Source organism: Butyrivibrio sp. (assembly GCF_017635265.1).
In the GTDB taxonomy this organism is placed as follows: domain Bacteria; phylum Bacillota; class Clostridia; order Lachnospirales; family Lachnospiraceae; genus Butyrivibrio.
The window spans coordinates 15512-35914 of record NZ_JAGBLU010000146.1; the positions used below are offsets into that span (position 1 = coordinate 15512).

A 20403-nucleotide genomic window follows, 5' to 3' on the forward strand; every position below is an offset into this window, starting at 1 on the left:
AGGGAGGAATTCATGGATAGAACAAAAAAGATAGTGCAGACCAGTATAGTCGGAATTATAGCAAATGTTTTTTTGGCAATTTTTAAAGCTTTTGTAGGAATAATATCTAATTCAATTGCCATAACTATGGATGCTGTAAATAATCTAAGTGATGCACTTTCATCACTTATTACCATAATTGGGGCATGGTTATCTGCAAAAGAGCCTGATAAAGAACACCCATATGGCTATGGCAGAATAGAGTATCTTTCTACTATGGTCATTGGAGTGATCATTCTCTATGCGGGAATAACATCTCTTATAGAATCGGTTCAAAAAATCATTAATCCGGACAAGCCTGATTACGGCACAGCTTCGCTTGTAATAGTAACTGCTGCCATAATAGTAAAGATACTTTTAGGGCTTTATACCAAGAAGTCAGGAGAAAAGCTGGAATCAGATTCCCTTGTTGCATCGGGGAAAGATGCATTAAATGATTCTATTATTTCGGCATCAACCCTTTTGGCTGCGATTATCTTTATAACCACGGGATTTAGTATTGAAGCCTTTGTTGGAATAGTAATAGCATTTATGATTATAAAAACCGGATTTGAAACTTTGAAAGAGACTATAGGAGAGATACTTGGAGCAAGGATTTCAACTGATATCTCAAGGTCTGTTAAAAACTCCATAAATTCTTTTCCGGAGGTTAATGGTGTATATGACCTTCTCATTCATGACTATGGCAATCAAAAGCTTGTTGGTTCAGCCCATATTGAGATTCCGGATGATATAACTGTTCCTCAGATAGATAAACTTGAAAGAAAGATTGCAAGTAAAGTCCTTAGTGACACGGGGATTTATATTTCAGGTATTTCAATATATTCTCTGAATACCAGCAGCGAAAAGGCAACAGAGATACGAACGAATGTAAATGAGATTATAAAGGATTATCCCAATGCGCTGCAGATGCACGGATTGTATCTGGATGAAGAGGAAAAGAAGATTACTTTTGATCTTGTAGTTTCTTTTAAAGAAAAGGATAAGAAAGGTCTTATAAGTCAGGTAAAAGAAAAAGTAGAAAAGCTGTATCCGGGCTATGATGCACAGATAGCTCTTGACTACGATTTTTCCGATTAATGAATAAAACCGGCCAATGAAACTGTTTTGATAACAGCCTGTGGCCGGCTTTTTAATATCATAGGAAATTGCTTTCCTATGGTATTAAAAACGCTCCGCTAAGGATATGTTTTTTTTCTGAAGCAGTGATTCAAAAGCTCCTGAGTCAAGGGGTTTTGAGAAGTAGTATCCCTGTATTTCATCACAACCTGCATTTTTTAGGAGCAGGTATTGCTTGGCATTTTCAACACCTTCAGCAATAACAGTAAGATTTAAAAGCTTGGCGATTCTAAGAACGCAGTCAAGGAGACTCATTTCCTTGTTGTTTTCTGCAATATCCTTGATAAAACCTATATCCAGTTTAAGGGCATCAAGAGGCAGAGTAGTAAGCATATTAAAAGATGAATATCCTTTGCCAAAATCATCCATTTCTACCATGAATCCGGCTTTCTGGAGCTCTTTTACAACAGCGACTATCTGATCTACGTTATCTGTGTATGCCGTCTCAGTTATCTCTAAATGCAAATCTTTGGTGTCGATTCCGTTTTCCTGCACAATCTTTTGAAGGTAAGATAAAAGGTCAAGATCAAATATATCAACTCTTGAGACGTTGACTGAAACCGGAATAGTGTAGCCAAATTCTTCCTTCCAGATACGGATTTGTCTGGCTGCTTCCTTCCATACATAGCGGTCGAGCTGTCTTATAAGTCCGTTTTCTTCAAACAAAGGAATAAAAAAATCCGGCCTTACGTCTCCGAAGTCAGGATGCTGCCATCTGATTAAAACTTCAGCACTGGAGAGCCTTGGTTCATCACCATGAATATCATATTTGGGCTGGAATACGAGCTTGAACTGATTCTCATTGAGAGCTTCGCCTATACTGTCAAGCAACATCGCCTCATAGAGTTCTCTTTTATGCATTTTTTCATCATATATCTCATAGGAAGTTCCGCGGCCTTTTTTTGCTACCGAATTGCAGGCCTGAATTGCTCTGTCGAATCTCTGCTGCAGAGAAGCAGCCATTGATGTGTCAGGGTAAATACCTATTCTGATTCTGGTATCAGGAGTGTTCATAATAGAAGCAAGTTCTGTTGATACCTGGGATATGAGAAAATCATAGTTATCCTGATGATTTATGTACATATAAAAGATATCTGCATCGTATCTGCAGGCTATACCATTATGTTCGTGGGCAGTTCTGTTTATGCAATCCCCAATTGCACAGAGAACTTTATCACCAAAACCGCGACCATACAATTCGTTGATCAAATGAAATTTATTATAATTAAGTACAATTGCATCGACACCCTGATTTGGATGAGATTTGTCATACTCAGTTGCTTTTGAAAAAAAATGCTCTTTTGAATAGAGCCCTGTCAAAGGATCTAGGGCGGTGGGTCTTTTTACTCTTCCAATCATAAAAACACTTGTCCACTCCTTTGCGTTATTTTTTCTTAATTATACATACAAAAAACACAAAAATCATAAAGTTCGCAAAAAAATCACAATTTAATGATATGATTGAGAATTTTAACTAAAATTTAAAGTTGATTGTTGTGATATTTTCTGAATAAATCCTGCAAAATGCATACAATTATCTGAAAACAGGAGCACTTGGTTTTGATACTAAAATACGCTATATTGTTATTAATGAGGAAATGCGTATGAAAAAAATACCCTACGGCGGAATTACAAATATATCAAAATATTTTGTCGAAAAGTATGGAGAAAAAGGTGTTTTTGTAAAAAGAGGAAGATCCATTGTAATGAATAGCAGATCAATGGCTCAGATAAGCGGGAGAGTCACCAGAAACTGCTCTGTTGTGGCTGTTACAAGGGTCCTTGATTATTATGGAAAAAAAGGACTTGTTCCCGGAATTTATGATGATATTTCAAAAACATATAAGATTGTTGAAGAAATAGCAGAAAGCTACGGATATACCGATAAAAGAGGAACCATTCCTTTTTTCATTTCCGGAATAGCAAAGGAATCGTTCCAATATTTTGGAGTAAAGGCCAAGTGCAGAGGAGTTTATGTTTTTAGCTTTGAAAAACAGGTAAAAGAGGAAATATCAAACGGCAGACCTGTTATTATGAATATTGCCAGAGGCTTTTACAGGGATCATACCATTGTGGTAGTAGGGTACAGTATCTGGCGTGTTAAAGGAAAAGAATATCCAATGTTAAGGGTGATAGATGGCTGGAAGAGCGGCTATCATTATATAGATTATGAGGCATTTTCAAGAGATTTTACGCAATCTGTTTTTGGTTCTTTTAACACAATTGTTGTTAAATGAAATGAGGGGATAAATTGAAAAAGAAAGTAATTGTTATTACGGTCATAACTGTTGTGATTGTGGTTATTGCGTGGGCTGTTATAGGTACGGTCAAGCCTTCGAATCCATCAAGAAGAGATGGCGGCGGCAGTATTTATGATGAAGATTTAAGTGCTGTTGACGGAAGTCTTTTAGCTTCAAATGAAGTTAGGAAAAAATCGACTTCAGCACCTGGGTTGCAGGAATCTGTTGTAGGAGGCGGGGACAATAATCCGACTTCTGTTCATGTAGACAAGGTAAGGCAGATAATGATTCCTGAGGCAGTTACTATAGCAGATGGAGATGAAGGAGCTTTTTACAGTAATGAAGAATATCAGAATGTAATTCCGACAGATATATCCACCTTTTCTATGGAAGAAATACCTCAAAAGTATGATTCGAGGGACGTTTATGGTAAATGCTTTGTTACGGAAACGGAAGATCAGGGATATTCATCGCTGTGTTGGACTTATGCTGCTTTGGGAGCTATTGAAAGCGATATATTAAAGCATAGTGAAAATATTGGCTATGAGGATATAGATTTATCAGAGAAGCATCTGTCTTACTATAATCTTCACAAATCTGACACCCAAAGGGCCGGTGATATATCCGGTGATTACAGAGAACTAGTCAATTCCGATAATGAGGAAGGGGCATGGATATTTGATTATGATACCGGATATGTTGCGGTAGGAGGTGTTACCAATTATTGTATAAGCCTTTTGACCGCCTGGAAGGGACCTGTATCCGAAAAAGACGTTAATTCTTTTAAAAGCATGTATGGCAAGGAATTTTTGTTTAAAGATAATAATGAAACGCCATCTGATGCTTTTGATAGTGAATACCATGTTCAGGATGTCGGACAGATTCTTGCATCAGGTCAGAACAGAGATTATGTTAAGCGCATGATAGCTGAACATGGGGCAGTTTCGGTTGGAGTAAATGCGGATAGTATCTATTGGAAAAACCATGATAAGAATTTATATTCATATTTTGACGGAAGTGTAGTTCCTACTGCTAATCACGAGGTCTTGATAGTAGGCTGGGACGATGGTTATTCGTCTTCAAATTTTGGAAAGACGCCGCCGGGAGATGGTGCTTGGATTTGTAAAAACAGTTGGGGAAAAGGCTCAGGAGAAAATGGCTATTTTTATCTGTCTTACTATGATGAAACAGCATGTTCCGGCAATGTGGCAGCTTACAGCGTAGCGCTGCCGGGAACGGAGAGATGGTATGATAACAACTATCAGGCAGCAGGTTTTATCACTAATCTCGTAGATGCCATTGAAGATGAAAAGAACTATATATATGCTTTGACTTCTGCCGGAAATCCCTATGGTATGATGTATGAAGCAAAAGGCGATGAAGAACTTAAAGCCATAGGATTAATGGCTCTTGAAACATATCAGCAGTATGAAGTGGAAGTGTTCGTAAATCCAAAGTCTGATGAAAAGGGGATTGATTTATCTTTACTGCAAGAGCCTGATTATTCTCAAAAAATGTCTTCAATCAGTGGAGGATATCATACCTTTGAATTTGATGATCCTGTTGAACTGAATGAAAATGATAAATTCTTTATATTGATAAAACCATATACAAAAGGAAGACTTGTCTTTGAAAAAGCAGATGATTATGTGAGTGAGTCAAATTATGATGAATGGAATGATCTGTTGGGCGCTGTTCATAATCATTATGAAGCCAGTGGGAAGTCTTATTACATATCGGATGATGGGATGTATATGGAGATTGAAACAGACAAGGATTTTTTTGTAAAAGCCTATACAAATAACAGATAAAGTATTGGGACAACAAAAGAGAGACGAGGGAATCGTCTCTTTTTGCTTCACAAGATTTTTTTGGGAGGAGGGCTGCTAATTGGGGAGATTAGCAGCCCCGGTATGAAAAAAGTTTTGTTGGGGGAGTGAGAATTTTTATTCTCAATACATATATCGGTGGAGTAAGCGAAATCTTAACAGTATTTTGATATAAAAAATCAACGAAATAAAAAGCATAAAATTGTGCAAAAGTGTTAGAACAGACGTTTGAAATAAAATATAAATTGTGTTATATTGTGTTTAGTAAAAAGTGAGGTACAAGATATGGCAAAAAATGAAAAAGAACTCGAAGAGATCAGTACAACAGACAAGTTAAAGGCTTTTAAAACATTAAAAGACTCAGGACTTCGCGTTGAATTTAACGGAAGCGGAGTTCCGACTGTGATTTGTGTCAGTGCTGATGACATAAATAAAACAATAAAGAATGTAAAAAAACTTCTTAAAGACATAAGATACACAGGAAGTTTCGGAGTCAGAGCACCAAGAAAGTCTGACATGATCGGAACTGATGATAATCATGAAGCTTTAGATGAAGAAGCAGAAAAGAATAAAGAATCAGAAGCTCTCACAGCTTAAGACAAAAAAATAACCACCCTTGAGGTGGATTATTTTTGGGAGGAGGGGTCGACCAGTGGGGAGCCGATCGACCCGGTATGAAAAAAGTTTTGTTGGGGGAGTCAGAAGTTTTTCTTCTGATAGGATATATATTAAATGCTAAATTTGGACAAAATGTGTACGATTTATAAATTAAAAATAAAGTAAATCGAAATAATAAATAATTTGCTAACGAAATATAGTTTATTTTATCTTGAAGTATTATCATTATATAAGAGGGGTAATGTCTATGGATAAACCTTTAAATATGTTAACTTCAGGTGATTGTGCTGCTGCAGCTGCGAGAGCTGCAGCAGTTTGCTTGCTTTTTAGGATAAACTATGATTTTGTAACGATAAATCATGGCGGAAACTCCCGAAGAATTCCTGTTTTTAAGGATGAAAATTCATGCAATGACAGACAGGCTTGTTTTTATGCTGTTATGGAAGATGGAGTGGCTCCTAATACAAAGGATAAAGCTGAAATTTATGTAACGGTTTCCCGTATATCTGATTTTTATAATGTGAGTGAGAATGCTCATATTGATATCAGGTATGGCAATTTGTTTATGTGCGGCGGTGAAGGAATTGCAAGCGCAGCCTATGACACGGACGACGTTTTAAGGGGACAGGCGCTGATTGAACATGGCTCCAGAAAACTTATTTTTGACGCAGTTGCAGAAGCCTGTGAGGTTTCCGATGGAGCTCAGCTTCTTCTTATTACTGTAAGCTGTCCGTCGGGTATGATGATTGCAGCCAAACTCTCAACAGGTCAGAATACTTTCATGGGTGGAATTTCTATAGTGGGCGATTATGGAACTATTTCCAAGATCCATCAAAGAGATATTATTTTATCTATTGAAAAACAGATAAAATTTCAGACCACGGCCGGTGTAAAGAGTATTCTTATAAGTCCCGGGGACTATTGTGCCGATAAGATTAGAGAAAGCCTTCATATACCTCTCACAACAGCAGTCAGATGTTATAATTATCCGGGAGATGCGATAGATATTGCACTGGAATCCGGAGTTGAAAATCTTTTACTTGTTGGAAATGCAGGTAAGCTTGTCAAGCTGGCTGCAGGAATCATGAACACCAATTCATTTTCGTCTGACGGAAGAAGAGAGATATTTGCAGCTCATACCGCTATAGTCGGTGGCATGTCAAGTCAGGTAAGAACAGTAATGAAATGCGATACAACCGATGAAATACTGGCTCTTTTGACGAGCTGGGGAATCAGAGACAAGGTTCTTGGCAGCATCATGGGAGCAATCCATGACAACGTGAAAAACAGAAGCCGCGGAAAGATGCGATTTGGGGTGGCTCTTTTTTCAAAAGAGTTTGGTCTTCTTGGTCAGACTTTAGATACAAAAAATGTTTTAACAAAGGTTTCACAGGAACAATACGCATTGTCACTAAAGCTAAAATAATGTATTATAGGAATACGGCGAGATACGTTTAAAATCGTATATTGTACTAAAAGAGATATTAGTTTTGCGAGGAGATATTTTTTGAAATGAGTAAGATTATTTTAACTGGGGATCGTCCTACAGGTAAGCTCCATGTCGGACATTATGTAGGATCACTTCGTAGAAGAGTAGAGCTTCAGAACTCGGGGGATTTCGACAAGATTTTTATCATGATTGCTGATGCTCAGGCACTTACGGACAATGCTGACAATCCGGAGAAGGTTCGTCAGAATATTATAGAAGTGGCGCTTGATTATTTGTCAGTCGGACTTGATCCTGCAAAATCAACGCTGTTTATACAGTCACAGATACCAGAGCTTACAGAGCTTACTTTTTATTATATGAATCTGGTAACAGTTTCAAGACTTCAGAGAAACCCTACTGTTAAGTCGGAACTTCAGATGAGAAATTTTGGAACAAGCATTCCTGTTGGATTCTTTACATACCCTATCAGTCAGGCAGCTGATATCACAGCTTTTAAGGCTACAACAGTTCCTGTTGGAGAGGATCAGGAGCCAATGCTTGAACAGTGCAAGGAAATTGTAAGAAAGTTTAATTCGGTTTACGGCGAAGCACTTGTTGAGCCGGAGATTCTTTTACCTGATAATGCAGCATGCCTTCGTCTTCCCGGTATTGATGGCAAAGCCAAAATGAGTAAATCACTTGGTAACTGCATATACCTTTCGGAAGAGCCCGATTCTATCAAGAAAAAGGTAATGAGCATGTTTACAGATCCTAATCACATCAGAGTTGAGGATCCCGGACAGGTTGAAGGTAATCCTGTGTTTATCTATCTTGATGCTTTTGCCAGGGATGAACATTTTGCTGAATTTGCTCCTGAGTATTCGTGTCTTCAGGAAATGAAAGACCATTATGCTAAAGGCGGTCTTGGAGATGTTAAGGTTAAAAAGTTTTTAAACAATGTTATTCAGGCTGAGCTTGAGCCTATCAGGAACAGAAGAAAAGAATTCCAGAAAGACATTCCATATGTGTACGATGTTCTTAAAAAGGGAAGCGAAGTAGCTGAAGAAGTTGCGGCTCAGACACTTGCTGACGTAAAAGAAGCAATGAAAATCAACTACTTTGACGATAAAGAACTTATAGCTATGCAATCTGCAAAATATGAGGAGACAGTTGACTAATGAAGAACATATTATTTGTAGCTTCTGAAGGTGTACCTTTTATCAAAACCGGTGGTTTGGCAGACGTTGTCGGATCACTTCCCAAGAATATTGATAAGAGATACTTTGATGTCCGTGTAGTATTGCCGTTATACAAATGTATAAACCAACAGATGAAAGAGAAGATGGAGTATATATCCAACTTTTATATGGATTTTCATTGGAAAAATGAGTATGTTGGTATATTTAAGGCAGAGGTTGATGGAATTAAGTATTATTTCATTGATAACGAATTCTATTTTAATGGAATGCGGCCTTATGGAGATGATGTAATATTTGAAATTGAGAAGTTTGCTTTCTTTTCCAAAGCAGCTCTTTCAATTTTGCCTGTAATTGATTTTAGACCTGATATCATCCATTGTCATGACTGGCAGACAGGTCTTGTGCCTGTTTATTTAAAAGAAAGGTTCCAGGGTAGTGAATTCTACAGAGGAATCAAAGCAATCATGACAATTCATAACCTTAAGTTCCAGGGAAAATGGGATATCAAGACTGTTCAGGATATAACCGGACTTCCTGATTACTATTTCTCACCTGATAAGCTTGGGTTGTATAAAGATGCTAATCTTCTTAAGGGTGGTATTGTTTATTCAGATGCAATCACTACAGTTAGTAAGGCATATGCTGAAGAGATAAAAACTCAGTTTTACGGAGAGGAGCTGGATGGCCTTCTTCGTGCACGAGCAGGGGATTTAAGGGGCATTGTAAACGGAATTGATTATGATGAATTTAACCCAGCCACTGACAAATATATTCCTTATAACTACAATGAGATCAATTTCCGAAAGGAAAAGGTCAAGAATAAACGTGCTCTTCAAAAAGAGCTTGGTCTTAAAGAAGATGATAAGTGCATGATGATCGGTATTGTTTCAAGACTTACGGATCAGAAGGGATTTGACCTTATCAACTACGTTCTTGATGAGCTTTGCCGGGATGCAATTCAGCTGGTTGTTCTTGGTACCGGCTCTGAACAGTATGAGAATTCTTTCAGGCACTTTGATTGGAAGTATAATGACAAGGTTTCTGCCAATATCTATTATTCAGAACCTATGTCACACAAAATATATGCAGCGGCAGATGTATTTCTTATGCCTTCGTTATTTGAGCCATGCGGACTCTCTCAGTTAATGGCTCTCAGATATGGTACAATACCGATTGTAAGACAGACCGGTGGTCTTATTGATACAGTAGAGCCATACAATAAGTTTGAGAGTACGGGTACGGGATTTGGATTCCTGAACTATAACGCTCATGAGATGCTGGGTACTATAAGAGAAGCAGAGCATGTATTTTATGACCAGAAGCGTGAATGGAACAAGATGATAGACAGAGCTATGGCAGTTGACTTCTCTTGGAAAGTTTCCGCAGAAAAATATCAGGAGATGTACGATTGGCTACGACCTTGACCTAATTTATGAAAAGTAGTATTGACGAAAATAATTCAAAAAAGAATCTTTTTAAGCAGGCTGGTATTCTTGCGATTGCAGGTATAATCTCAAGAATTATCGGCCTGTTATATGGTAGTCCGCTGGCTGCTATTATCGGCGACGAAGGAAATGGCTATTATGCAGCAGCTTATGCGGTATATACCATCGTTCTTCTTATATCTTCATATAGCATACCATCTGCTATGTCCAAGATTATTTCAGGTAAACTTGCTGTAAAAGAATATAAAAATGCCCATAGAATTTTTAAATGTGCAATTATTTATGTTTCTGTTGTTGGAGGAATAGGAAGTCTTATTCTTTTTTTTGCTGCAGATATCTTAGTTGCCGGAAGATCAGCAACAGTCCTTAGATTTTTTGCCCCAACGATATTTATATTTGGCTTTTTAGGTGTTCTTCGTGGTTATTTTCAGGCGCATAGGACAATGATTCCGACTTCTGTTTCACAGCTTCTTGAGCAGATTTTTAATGCACTGGTAAGTGTTGGGGGAGCATTTTTTCTTACAAATCTCGCAGGAACAGAAGATACTACCAAAAGAGCAGTATATGGCGCTATAGGAAGTTCTCTTGGTACCGGTGCCGGAGTCTTGATAGCACTATTGTTTATGCTCTTTGTATATAGTGTCAACAGAGATAATATCAAGAAAAGGATTCAGAAAGATACTCATGATGTAATGACAAATCAGGAAATTTTCAAACTGATTTTTTTGATTGTTACACCATTTATTTTAAGCACTTGTATTTATAATATCTCGACATTTCTTAATTCCACATTATTTAGCAGAATCCTTATGCATGTAAAGAACGTTGATGAAAGCACAATTGCCTATATGTATGGAATCTTTAACAGAAAGGCCATGGTTATCACCAATCTTCCGATTGCTCTTGCAAGTGCCGCGGCATCTGCCATGATCCCCGAAGTATCAACAACTTTCGAAAAAGGTGACATAGAAGGGGCAGGAAGTACAGTTTCGAGGGTGACAAGGATTATCCTTATGATTTCTATTCCTTGTGCCGTGGGACTGTTTGCTTTGGCCAGACCTGTTATGATGATTCTTTTCCCGCAAAAAGCTTCCCTTGATGAAGCATCTATGCTATTAAGATTTTTGGCTATTACAGTAGTGTTCTATTCTTTATCTACTGTTACCAATGCGGTTTTGCAGGGAATAGGCAAAGTGAATTTCCCTGTGATTAACGCATTTGTAGCACTTATCGTTCAGACAGTACTTTTGAGTGTACTATTGATATATACGAATCTTGGAGATGTTGCGCTTTGTATTGTGACTGTAGTGTATTCATTCATGATGTGTGTACTTAACAATGTAGTGATGCATAAACATCTTCCGGTATTTTATGACCTGAAAAAGACATATCTTTACCCATCAGTTTCAGCTGTAGCTATGGGAATTGCTGCTTTTGGAGTGTATGAGCTTTTTGAGCTTTTATTTGGATTTTTTGTCGGCAATGATTATTTTGTTAATCTATTTGCAACGATGATTGCTGTTTTTGTTGCTTCATTTGTTTATTTTGCAGTTCTTATAAAGTCAGGCGGAGCATCAGAAGAAGACATCAAGAGATTTCCTAAGGGTACAGCTATAGCTGGACTTTTAAAGAAAATTAAACTCTTGTGATGGGATAATATTACAAAGACATACGGATTTACTATAATAATTTCAATAAATAGCACTATTTGGATATGAATCCGGTAACTATAGGAGGAAGAGACTAAATGAAAAAAGAAAACTTGAAAAAGTATACGGATTTTATAGTAAAAGAGACATCAGATCTTTTAAACATCGATTCTCCGACAGGATATACTAAAGAAGCCGCAAACTGGGTAAAGAACGAATTTGAAAAGCTTGGCTTTAAGGCACAGCTGACAAATAAGGGCGGTGTAATAGTTGATCTTACAGGAGAAGAAAAAGAGAATGGTCTCTTATTGGAAGCACATACAGACACCCTTGGAGGAATGGTTGCAACCATTAAGTCAAATGGCAGACTTCAGCTTACAAACCTTGGCGGAATGAACCCAAATAATGCGGAGACTGAAAATGTTCGTGTTGTTACAAAATTTAACGGTGTATATGAAGGAACGTTCCAGCTTAATAATGCTTCTATTCATGTAAATGGAGACTACGACGATACTAAGCGTACATGGGAAAATTGTGAAGTTGTGCTGGATGAAGATGTTAAGACAAAAGAAGATACTGAGAAACTTGGGATTTCAGTTGGTGATTTTGTCTGCTTTGAACCAAATGTCAGAGTAACAGATTCAGGATATATCAAATCAAGATTCCTTGATGATAAGCTCAGCGTAGGCATTTTGTTGGGACTGGCGAAATATATAAAGGATAACAAAATAATCCCTAAGAGAGCTCTTTATGCTCATATAACTGTATTTGAGGAAGTAGGACATGGCGGAAGCAGCAGTGTACCTAAAGGGTGTACAGAGGCAATTTCAGTAGATATGGGATGTGTTGGTGATGGCCTCACCTGTACAGAAAAACAGGTATCTATCTGTGCCAAGGACAGTGGTGGACCATACAGCTACGATATAGTTCAGGGGCTTATAAAGGCAGCAATGGATAGCGGAGCAGATTATGCAGTAGATATTTATCCTCACTACGGTAGTGACGTGGAAGCAACCCTTCGTTCAGGAAACGATATCAAGCACGGTCTTATCGGTGCCGGCGTTTATGCATCTCACGGTTATGAGCGCAGCCATCGTGATGGTGCAGAGAATACCTTAAGACTTCTCATACAGTATTCTCTTTGATTTTTATTTAACAATATGCACAAAATGGAAACTGGCTTGCTTTATGCGATTGGCATAACATAGCCGGTTTTCTTTTTGGGAAACGCAAAAAAATCAAAAAATATAGATGAAATTTTAACAAAATTTTCATAAAAATTTCAATATTTTTGTAATTTAATTTTCATTTATTGCAAAATAGCGGAAAAAATTTAGCCGATTTAGACATGGTGCGACTTTGTACGTTTTTATATAATTCTTTTTGTACTTTTTAGTAATTGGAGGAGAAAAATGTATAAAAAAGCACTAATCAATTTAACAGCCGTTACTATGGCAATGTCTGTAGTATTCGGCGCATCACTTACTGCATTCGCAGCGGATGGGGATCCGGCAACTGTTCCAGCAAGAAATGATGAAACATGGATTCAGACAGAAGAAGAAATTGATCCAATAGTTGAATCATATTCGGAAGATTTAGTAACAGATAGTGGCAAAACCGCATGGTCTACTGTATATGCCGATGGGGAGAATGTTGATTTAACTGTAAATGTGGATGGTAAAGTAGAGAACCAGTCTGATTATTGGAGAACAGTTGGTGCTATCAATGGTGGAGAAGTAACTGTAAATGGTGATGTATCATCTCCCAATTTAACATCACTTGATAAAGAAGGAAAATCTGAGACTACTAATAGTGCCGCTGAAGTTTTTAAGAATTCTTCTGTTACAATCAATGGTGATGTTACATCAAACGGTAATGGAATCAAAGCATCTGGCTCAAATGCCACTATGACTATTGGTGATACCTCTGAGGATGGCAGCGAAGGAAATGTAACAGCAGAAAAAACTGCTATTATAGCAGAAGGAGAGTCAACCACTAAGGTTTACGGAGATGTTACCGGTTCTACAGCTATTGACATGCAGAATAATTCAAATGTCCTTGTAGAAGGAACCGTGTCATATACTGAAAATGGTATTGTCATTAACGAGACTTCATCTTCTGATAATGGTCAGGTAAAGCTTCTTGGAACTTTAACTGATACATCAGATTCTAAGGATAATTCAGCAATTGAAGTTACAACTAAAAGTGGTGACACTTTCGAAGATATTACAAGTAAGCTTCCTAATATCGTTGTATATGAGATTACTGATGATACAAACCTTGTCAGTGTAATAACGGAAGATGAGAATATCAGCAAAGATGTTGAAGAATATATTAAAAATAATATTCAGTATATTATCAAGCATGATGATGAAGATGAAAATGTTATTAAATATATTTCAGGTAAGAATTATACAGCATATATGAGCTCATCAGTAACAGATAAGCAGGTTGTAGATAATGATTCAAATATTATCACAATGACTGTAAATTCAGCTATTAAAGTTGCGGTTCAGGAAGGCTATTCAGTTACAGCAGGTGATAATGTAACAGTAACTGATCTTGGAAACGGCGTATATGAGATCACTCTTGATAATAATAAGGGTGGCGTTACCATTAAAGCTCATCTTATCGGCGGCAGAATAGTTGCTGAAAACACAGATGAAAATGTAAACGATGAAGAGCCGCGCACAGAAGCAGATGCTCCTTCAGAACCATTTATATTTGCTAAATTTACAGTAACTCCAAATGGAGCAAATGCGCTTCCTACAGTACTCGGCGCTTACATTGGAGAGGAAGCTTCAAATGTGCCTGTAGAAGCAACCAAGATCGTTAAGGTTTCTGCCGGAAATCTTACAGCCATTGAGTACAAGAATGCATTCATCAAGACTGTTACAGAGGCTCCACAGGATGCGACAGTAATCCTTGAGACAGCTATGTGCTCATGCCTTGATAAGGCAATGGTTGATGCTCTTGCTACAAGACCTGATGTATCAGTTCAGATTGTTTTTCCTAAGGATAAGACCGGTACAGAAAACTATTCTGTAACAATTCCAGCAGGATATGATGTAAGCAGCCTTGTTGATGAAAATGGATATTGCGGATTTATGTACCTTAATTCTATTTTTGCAAAATAATATTTCTTTAAAATAAAAAAGTGCTTTCGGAATATTTTCCGGAGGCACTTTTGTGTTGCGTATTTTATAATTCTGTGCAGAATTGTATTGAATATTGACAACAAAGATATTTGATATTATCATAGGTTGTGCACAATATAATAGTGCAAGTGAGTTAAGCTTTTTAATTATAGGAGCAATAATTTTATGGATAGAAAAATATCATTTCATAGACCGGTATTTGAAGAATCTGCCAAATTGGCCCGGATATATTCTCTAAGGGATAATAGGACGTGTGATAGTACTGTACTTGATACGTATATTTGGAAAGATCTTTATAACACACAGATTTATATAGAGGATGAAGCAGCTTTAATTTTGATGCATGATGAAAAGGGATATTTTGCTGCAATGCCATATTGCAGAGAAGAAAAACTGTCAGAGTATTTTGGGCTTTTAAAGGATTATTTTAATGAGGAGTTAAAAAGTCCATTACGGATAGCTCTTGCTGATGAAGAGGCTCTAAATTCACTGAATCTTTTTGATGATAATAATTTTGTTGTAGAAGAAGAGTCTGATCTTAAGGATTATTTGTATGATGCGGAAGAATTAAGAAAACTTCCGGGAAAGAAATTTCAGAAGAAAAGAAATCTAATAAATAAATTCATGAAGGATTACGAGGGAAGATGGGAATATAAGACACTTTGTTGTGTTGATGAATATTTCCTTGAAGAGTTCATGAAAAAGTGGGTTGAAATCAGACTTTCGGAAGGTGTTGACAGCGAAGCTACTCTTATCATTGAGAAAGACGGAGTGATAGATATGCTGCGGAACTGTGACAAAGTAACGTTTAGAATAGGTGGAATCTTTATTGACGAAGTTCTTGAGGCTTTTGCCATTGGATCTTACAACAGCCGTGAAAAAATGGTGGTTGTAAGTATTGAGAAGGGAAATTCCGATATTCCGGGTATCTATCAGGTTATGAATCAGCAATTTCTTTTGAATTCTTATGAAGATGCCCAAATAGTCAATAGAGAGGATGATATGGGCCTAGAGGGACTTCGACATGCCAAGGAAAGTTATAATCCTATTGGCTTTGCACGAAAATACAGAGTATATCAGAAATGTATATGATATACCGGATAATCCTGAAATAATGTCTAAGCTAACAGTACATTAAATGAATTATCCGGTAATAGCTTCATAAATCATGAGTGAGCCTTGAAGTGGTTTATAAGTAAAAAATCTAAATTAGTGAAGAAGTGTAATTATTCACTTACAAGCTTTAGCGAAGAAATGTCGGGGGCAATTGCCATGGAATAGTTAGTGTAGTATACAACAAATCCCGGTTTTGCACCGCCGGGCTTTTTGACATCTTTTCGTTTTAAATAGTCAATTTCTACCTTTTCCTGATTTTTGCCCTTTGAATAGAATGCGGCAAGAGCAGCAGCCTCTTCGAAGGCTCTGTCAGGAACTTCTTTTCCGCCGGTGATCAGAACAACGTGTGAGCCGGCTATTTTTTTTGCATGAAACCACCAGTCACCACCGTTTGCTGTCTTAAAGGTTAGTTCGTCGTTCTGGTAGTTGTTTTTTCCAACATAAATATCAAATCCGTCACTGCTGATATAGTGAAATGGTTTACTTGTTATCTTTTCTTTTCGTCCGTTTTTAGCTGTTGGATGTGATTTGATATAGCCGCTTTCAACAAGTTCTTTTCTTATTTGAGCAAGATCAGCCTCATTTTGCGCAATTTCCAAGGCACTTTCTATTGATTCAAGCTGCTCGACAGCTTCAGAAACTTCTTTTATCTGCTCATCCATAGCTTCAGCAGTGCGCTTAAGCTTGGTATATTTATCAAAATATTTTTTTGCATTCTGGCTTGGAGTTAGAGTAGGGTCAAGAGAAATTGTTACATCTTCACCGGTATTGTAATCGTTGACTGTTATGCTTTTTGCTCCCGGCTCTGCGCTGTATCCGTATACGGTTAAAAGCTCTCCGTAAATTCTGTATTTATCTTTTTTTTCGCTGTCTTTAAGCTGTTTTGTCTGAAGATCAAGCTTTTTAACATTCCTTTCAAGGGCAGTCTGTACAATTTTTCTGAGATCAAAAGACTTTTGTCTGATCCTTGTATAGACATTTTTTTCAGCATAGTATTGTTCAATTAGTGTAGATATATCAGAAACATTTAATGCTCTGTAGGTGGAAGGCTCAGCTTCGTAGATAGTGAGCGGAATAGAAGCATACTCTTTTGGCACATCACCCGAATAGATTATGGAAGGAGAAAAATTGCCGCATCTTACAAGTTCCATCACTTCATCGAAAGCTCTGTAGACCTTTGCACCTTCAGCTGCTTCAAGGGCGATTGCTGATTTATCAGCATCAACTCCTGATCTATAGCATATTTCCTGCGATACTATAGGCGAAAGACCTGTGTAGCTTGAGTAGATAGCCTTAAAAATAGGCATCCCTTTGCTTAAGACAGCACTGGAAAATTCATCAGCCGTAGTAGTAAGAGGATTTATTTTTTCCTGTGAAGGGACAAAATATTCTCTTCCCGGAAGAACCTCTCTTACAGAGCTTACAGATGCTGGAATGTGCTTGATTGAATCAATTATTACATTATTTTCATCCGTAAAAATAATATTTGAATATTTTCCCATGATCTCGATCAAAAGAACTTTATGCCTAAGATCGCCCATTTCATCCAGATGTTCGACTTCAAAGCGGATGACTCTCTCGAGGCCTCCGGGCTGAGTTACTGATACAATGCGGCCGTTCTGGATGTGTTTTCTAAGGAGCATGCAGAAATTCGGAGCTGTCATTGGAGAATTCTTATTGTCATCTGTCATGTAGGCAAGTGGAAGAGAAGCGTCGGATGACAATACAAGTCTTTTTTGCTTTATGCCATACTTGTCCGCATTTTCATAGGAAAGTTTTACAGTAATAAAAAGCTCGTCGCTTTCTGTCTGAGCGATCTTATATATACGACCACCAACCAGGTAATCGCTAAAATCTTTAGTTAAGTTTGCAATAGTTATTCCGTCAAATGCCATTTTGGTAAAACCTCGCTAATATATTTTGCTAAAAATATCCAAGACTTTCTGTCTACAGATAAGCCTTGGATAAGATTTTACACTAATTTTTTTTGCCATACAAACAATATACAGATTTTTGTTTTAATTCATAAGGAATTTATACATTCTGTCTCTGTAATCAGGAGCTGTGTCATAGGCAGCATGTCCATAACCGATATACATATAAAGTCTGAAATCCTGTCTGTAGTCCAGATTCTCGGCGATTTCCATTGTCGCATCGGAATCAAGTACCGCATCTTCATAAGATCCGATTGCTAAAGTGGGGCACTGTATCTTTTTTAAATCATCAGAAATATCAAAGCCCAGGATTGATTTTGCAAGTATTATAAATCTATTTAGCTCTGCTGTAGTTACTGCATTACTCATGTCAGAAAAAAGGTCTTTATATTCATCGTAAATTCTTTCAGGATATATTTCTTTTGCGAAACTCTGATATAGAGCGTGAACATCGCCTTTTTCGGCCAGAGATATCCATTTTTCAATTACTTTGGTCTGTTCTGGCTTAATATGAGAAGAGGTCGAGCCTAGGACAAGCTTCTTTATAAGATCGGGATATTCAATGGCCATGACCATCGCGATCATTCCCCCTTGAGAAGCACCGAACAGAGAAATGTCTTTTAACCCCAGCTCTTTGATTGCTTTTATCGTGTCATAGGCCATCTCGTGGATAGAATAGTTCTCAGGAATGGCTTCTCGTCTGTCGAATACATAAATAGTGAAGTTGTCTTTTATTCTTGAAGAATATTCGGCTTCAACTGCATTTGCTGCTCCCATTACGCTTTGAATACTAAGGCCCGGAATTATAACCAATGTGTTTATTCCGGTGCCGAATTTGAAGAAGTTCATTGAAAAATCAGGTGTTATAACCTTACTTAATTCTGCCATTTATTGTTCCCCTCACGTGATTATTGTACTTTTTATCATATCACAATTTATGTACCTTCCATATTTCGAAAATAAAAAATAAAAAGAAAAAATAGGTATTGTAAACGCTTACATTCCTGTGGTATAACAATAAGTGTAAAAATTCATTTTTAGAACAAATGTAAGAGCTTACATTTTTAGGAGGATATGGGTAATGGAATTATTAAACTATGATGTACTTGAAAAATCGGGCTACACAGGTTACGTTCTTAAGGATGCGCCTGTAAAGGTGCTCCAGTTCGGTGAAGGAAACTTCCTCAGAGCATTCGTTGATTATTTCTTTGACATCAGCAATGAAAAGGCTGGCTTTAACGGCAAGGTAGCTCTTGTACAGCCAATTGCACAGGGACTTACAGAGCTTGTCAACAAGCAGGAAGGTCTTTATACACTTTACCTTCGTGGAAGCGAGAACGGACAGAAGGTAGATGCAAAGAGAGTTATCTCAGCTGTAGATTCATGCCTTAACCCATATGATAAGGCTGATTTTGACAGAATGATGGAAATTGCAGCAAGTGATGACCTTGACATCATTGCATCTAACACAACAGAAGCAGGTATTGCATATGATCCTTCATGCAAATTTGAGGATGTTCCTGCAAACAGCTTCCCTGGAAAGCTTACACAGGTTCTTTACACAAGATTTAAGGCTGGTAAGAAGGGTGTAGTTGTTCTTTCATGCGAGCTTATCGACAACAACGGTAAAGAGCTCTTAAAGTGCGTTAACCAGTACATTGACCAGTGGAACCTTGGAGAAGAGTTCAAGACTTGGGTAAACAATGACAATATTTTCTGCTCAACACTTGTAGACAGAATCGTTCCGGGAAGAATCCGTGATCCTAAGGAAGTAGAAAAGCTTGAGGAAGAGAACGGATACCATGATGAACTCATTGATGTGGGAGAGATTTTTGGTGTTTGGATTATCGAAGGACCGGAAGGACTTGAGGACAGACTTCCATTTAAGAAAGCAGGAGTAAATGTTCACGTTGTACCTGATGTTATGCCATACAAGCACAGAAAGGTTCGTATCCTGAACGGTGCTCACACAGGATTTGTTCTTGGTGCTTATCTTGCAGGATTTGATATTGTTCGTGATTGTATGCACAATGATAATGTATCCGGTTTCATGAACAAGATGCTTAACGAAGAGGTTATCCCTACACTTGTTGACCACCTTGATGAGAATGATCTTAACCAGTTTGCAGCTGCAGTTAAGGATAGATTCAACAATCCTTTTGTTAATCATGAGCTTATGTCTATTTCACTTAACTCAACAAGTAAGTGGAAGGCTAGAAATATGCCATCATTCCTTCAGTACATTGAGAAAAATGGAAAGCTTCCTGTTTGCCTTACAATGTCACTTGCAGCATACATCGCATTCTATTCAAACGATGTACAGGAACTTACAGATGCAGGACTTGTATGTAAGAGACCGGCAGGCAATACATACACAGTAAGTGATGACAGATGGGCTCTTGAGTTCTTCTATGATCACAGAAATGATTCAGAAGAAGACCTTGTAAAGGCTGTTCTTTCTAATGAGAAAATGTGGGATCAGGACCTTAACAAGATTGATGGTCTTACAGATGCTGTTATTGCAGACCTTAAGAAGATTCATACAGAAGGCGCAGAGAAAGCATACGCTAGTTGCCTTTAATACATAATAAAAAACGCCTCATTGCGAGGCGTTTTTTTATGTAATAA

15 protein-coding genes are annotated in these 20403 nt (G+C 37.6%); 12 read left to right on the forward strand and 3 right to left on the reverse strand.

The features are described 5' to 3' along the window. Positions 1 to 12: 12 nt before the first annotated feature. The gene (locus J6O61_RS18940) at positions 13 to 1119 is read left to right on the forward strand and encodes a cation diffusion facilitator family transporter (protein WP_292215871.1); all 1107 of its coding nucleotides are present in this window, start codon (positions 13 to 15) and stop codon (positions 1117 to 1119) included. Between the two features lie 84 nt (positions 1120 to 1203). Here J6O61_RS18940 and J6O61_RS18945 read toward each other — a convergent pair whose 3' ends face one another. Continuing rightward, the gene (locus J6O61_RS18945; RefSeq protein ID WP_292215872.1) at positions 1204 to 2517 is read right to left on the reverse strand and encodes a putative bifunctional diguanylate cyclase/phosphodiesterase; all 1314 of its coding nucleotides are present in this window, start codon (positions 2515 to 2517) and stop codon (positions 1204 to 1206) included. A 245-nt stretch (positions 2518 to 2762) separates the two neighbouring features. On the opposite strand from J6O61_RS18945, the gene J6O61_RS18950 reads away from it, so the two are divergent. The 10 genes from J6O61_RS18950 to J6O61_RS18995 all read left to right on the forward strand — a co-directional run bounded on the left by J6O61_RS18950 (position 2763) and on the right by J6O61_RS18995 (position 15817). Continuing rightward, a complete protein-coding gene (locus tag J6O61_RS18950) occupies positions 2763 to 3395 on the forward strand; it encodes a C39 family peptidase (protein WP_292215873.1) in 633 nt (210 codons plus the stop codon). A gap of 14 nt (positions 3396 to 3409) precedes the next feature. Continuing rightward, the gene (locus J6O61_RS18955) at positions 3410 to 5209 is read left to right on the forward strand and encodes a C1 family peptidase (protein WP_292215874.1); all 1800 of its coding nucleotides are present in this window, start codon (positions 3410 to 3412) and stop codon (positions 5207 to 5209) included. A gap of 303 nt (positions 5210 to 5512) precedes the next feature. Then, positions 5513 to 5824 (forward strand): hypothetical protein, encoded by a 312-nt coding sequence (locus tag J6O61_RS18960; protein ID WP_292215875.1) that lies wholly within the window; start codon positions 5513 to 5515, stop codon positions 5822 to 5824. Between the two features lie 268 nt (positions 5825 to 6092). After that, positions 6093 to 7271, forward strand: a complete 1179-nt coding sequence (locus J6O61_RS18965) for a cobalt-precorrin-5B (C(1))-methyltransferase (RefSeq protein ID WP_292215876.1) — start codon at positions 6093 to 6095, stop codon at positions 7269 to 7271. A gap of 86 nt (positions 7272 to 7357) precedes the next feature. Further along, positions 7358 to 8452 carry a tryptophan--tRNA ligase gene (trpS, locus tag J6O61_RS18970; RefSeq protein WP_292215877.1) on the forward strand — a complete coding sequence of 365 codons (1095 nt, stop codon included), beginning with the start codon at positions 7358 to 7360 and terminating at the stop codon, positions 8450 to 8452. Further along, entirely contained in the window at positions 8452 to 9897 is a 1446-nt protein-coding gene (gene glgA, locus J6O61_RS18975) for a glycogen synthase GlgA (RefSeq protein ID WP_292215878.1), read from the forward strand. Before trpS ends, glgA begins: the two co-directional genes overlap by 1 nt. Before the next feature lie 8 nt (positions 9898 to 9905). Then, positions 9906 to 11567: a putative polysaccharide biosynthesis protein gene (locus J6O61_RS18980; RefSeq protein WP_292215879.1), complete on the forward strand. Its 1662-nt coding sequence runs from the start codon at positions 9906 to 9908 to the stop codon at positions 11565 to 11567. A 98-nt stretch (positions 11568 to 11665) separates the two neighbouring features. Beyond that, entirely contained in the window at positions 11666 to 12712 is a 1047-nt protein-coding gene (locus J6O61_RS18985) for a M42 family metallopeptidase (protein ID WP_292215880.1), read from the forward strand. 267 nt (positions 12713 to 12979) lie between these two features. Continuing rightward, positions 12980 to 14704 carry a hypothetical protein gene (locus J6O61_RS18990; protein WP_292215881.1) on the forward strand — a complete coding sequence of 575 codons (1725 nt, stop codon included), beginning with the start codon at positions 12980 to 12982 and terminating at the stop codon, positions 14702 to 14704. A 186-nt stretch (positions 14705 to 14890) separates the two neighbouring features. After that, entirely contained in the window at positions 14891 to 15817 is a 927-nt protein-coding gene (locus J6O61_RS18995; protein WP_292215882.1) for a DUF2156 domain-containing protein, read from the forward strand. A 134-nt stretch (positions 15818 to 15951) separates the two neighbouring features. On the opposite strand, the gene J6O61_RS19000 is transcribed toward J6O61_RS18995, so the two are convergent. Both J6O61_RS19000 and J6O61_RS19005 read right to left on the reverse strand, forming a co-directional pair. Beyond that, positions 15952 to 17736 carry an Rqc2 family fibronectin-binding protein gene (locus J6O61_RS19000; RefSeq protein WP_292215883.1) on the reverse strand — a complete coding sequence of 595 codons (1785 nt, stop codon included), beginning with the start codon at positions 17734 to 17736 and terminating at the stop codon, positions 15952 to 15954. A gap of 123 nt (positions 17737 to 17859) precedes the next feature. Beyond that, complete coding sequence (locus J6O61_RS19005) at positions 17860 to 18663, reverse strand: alpha/beta fold hydrolase (protein WP_292215884.1); 804 nt, start codon at positions 18661 to 18663, stop codon at positions 17860 to 17862. A 193-nt stretch (positions 18664 to 18856) separates the two neighbouring features. Between J6O61_RS19005 and J6O61_RS19010 the strand changes: the two genes are divergently transcribed. Beyond that, complete coding sequence (locus J6O61_RS19010; RefSeq protein WP_292215885.1) at positions 18857 to 20356, forward strand: tagaturonate reductase; 1500 nt, start codon at positions 18857 to 18859, stop codon at positions 20354 to 20356. The last annotated feature ends 47 nt before the right edge of the window (positions 20357 to 20403 follow it).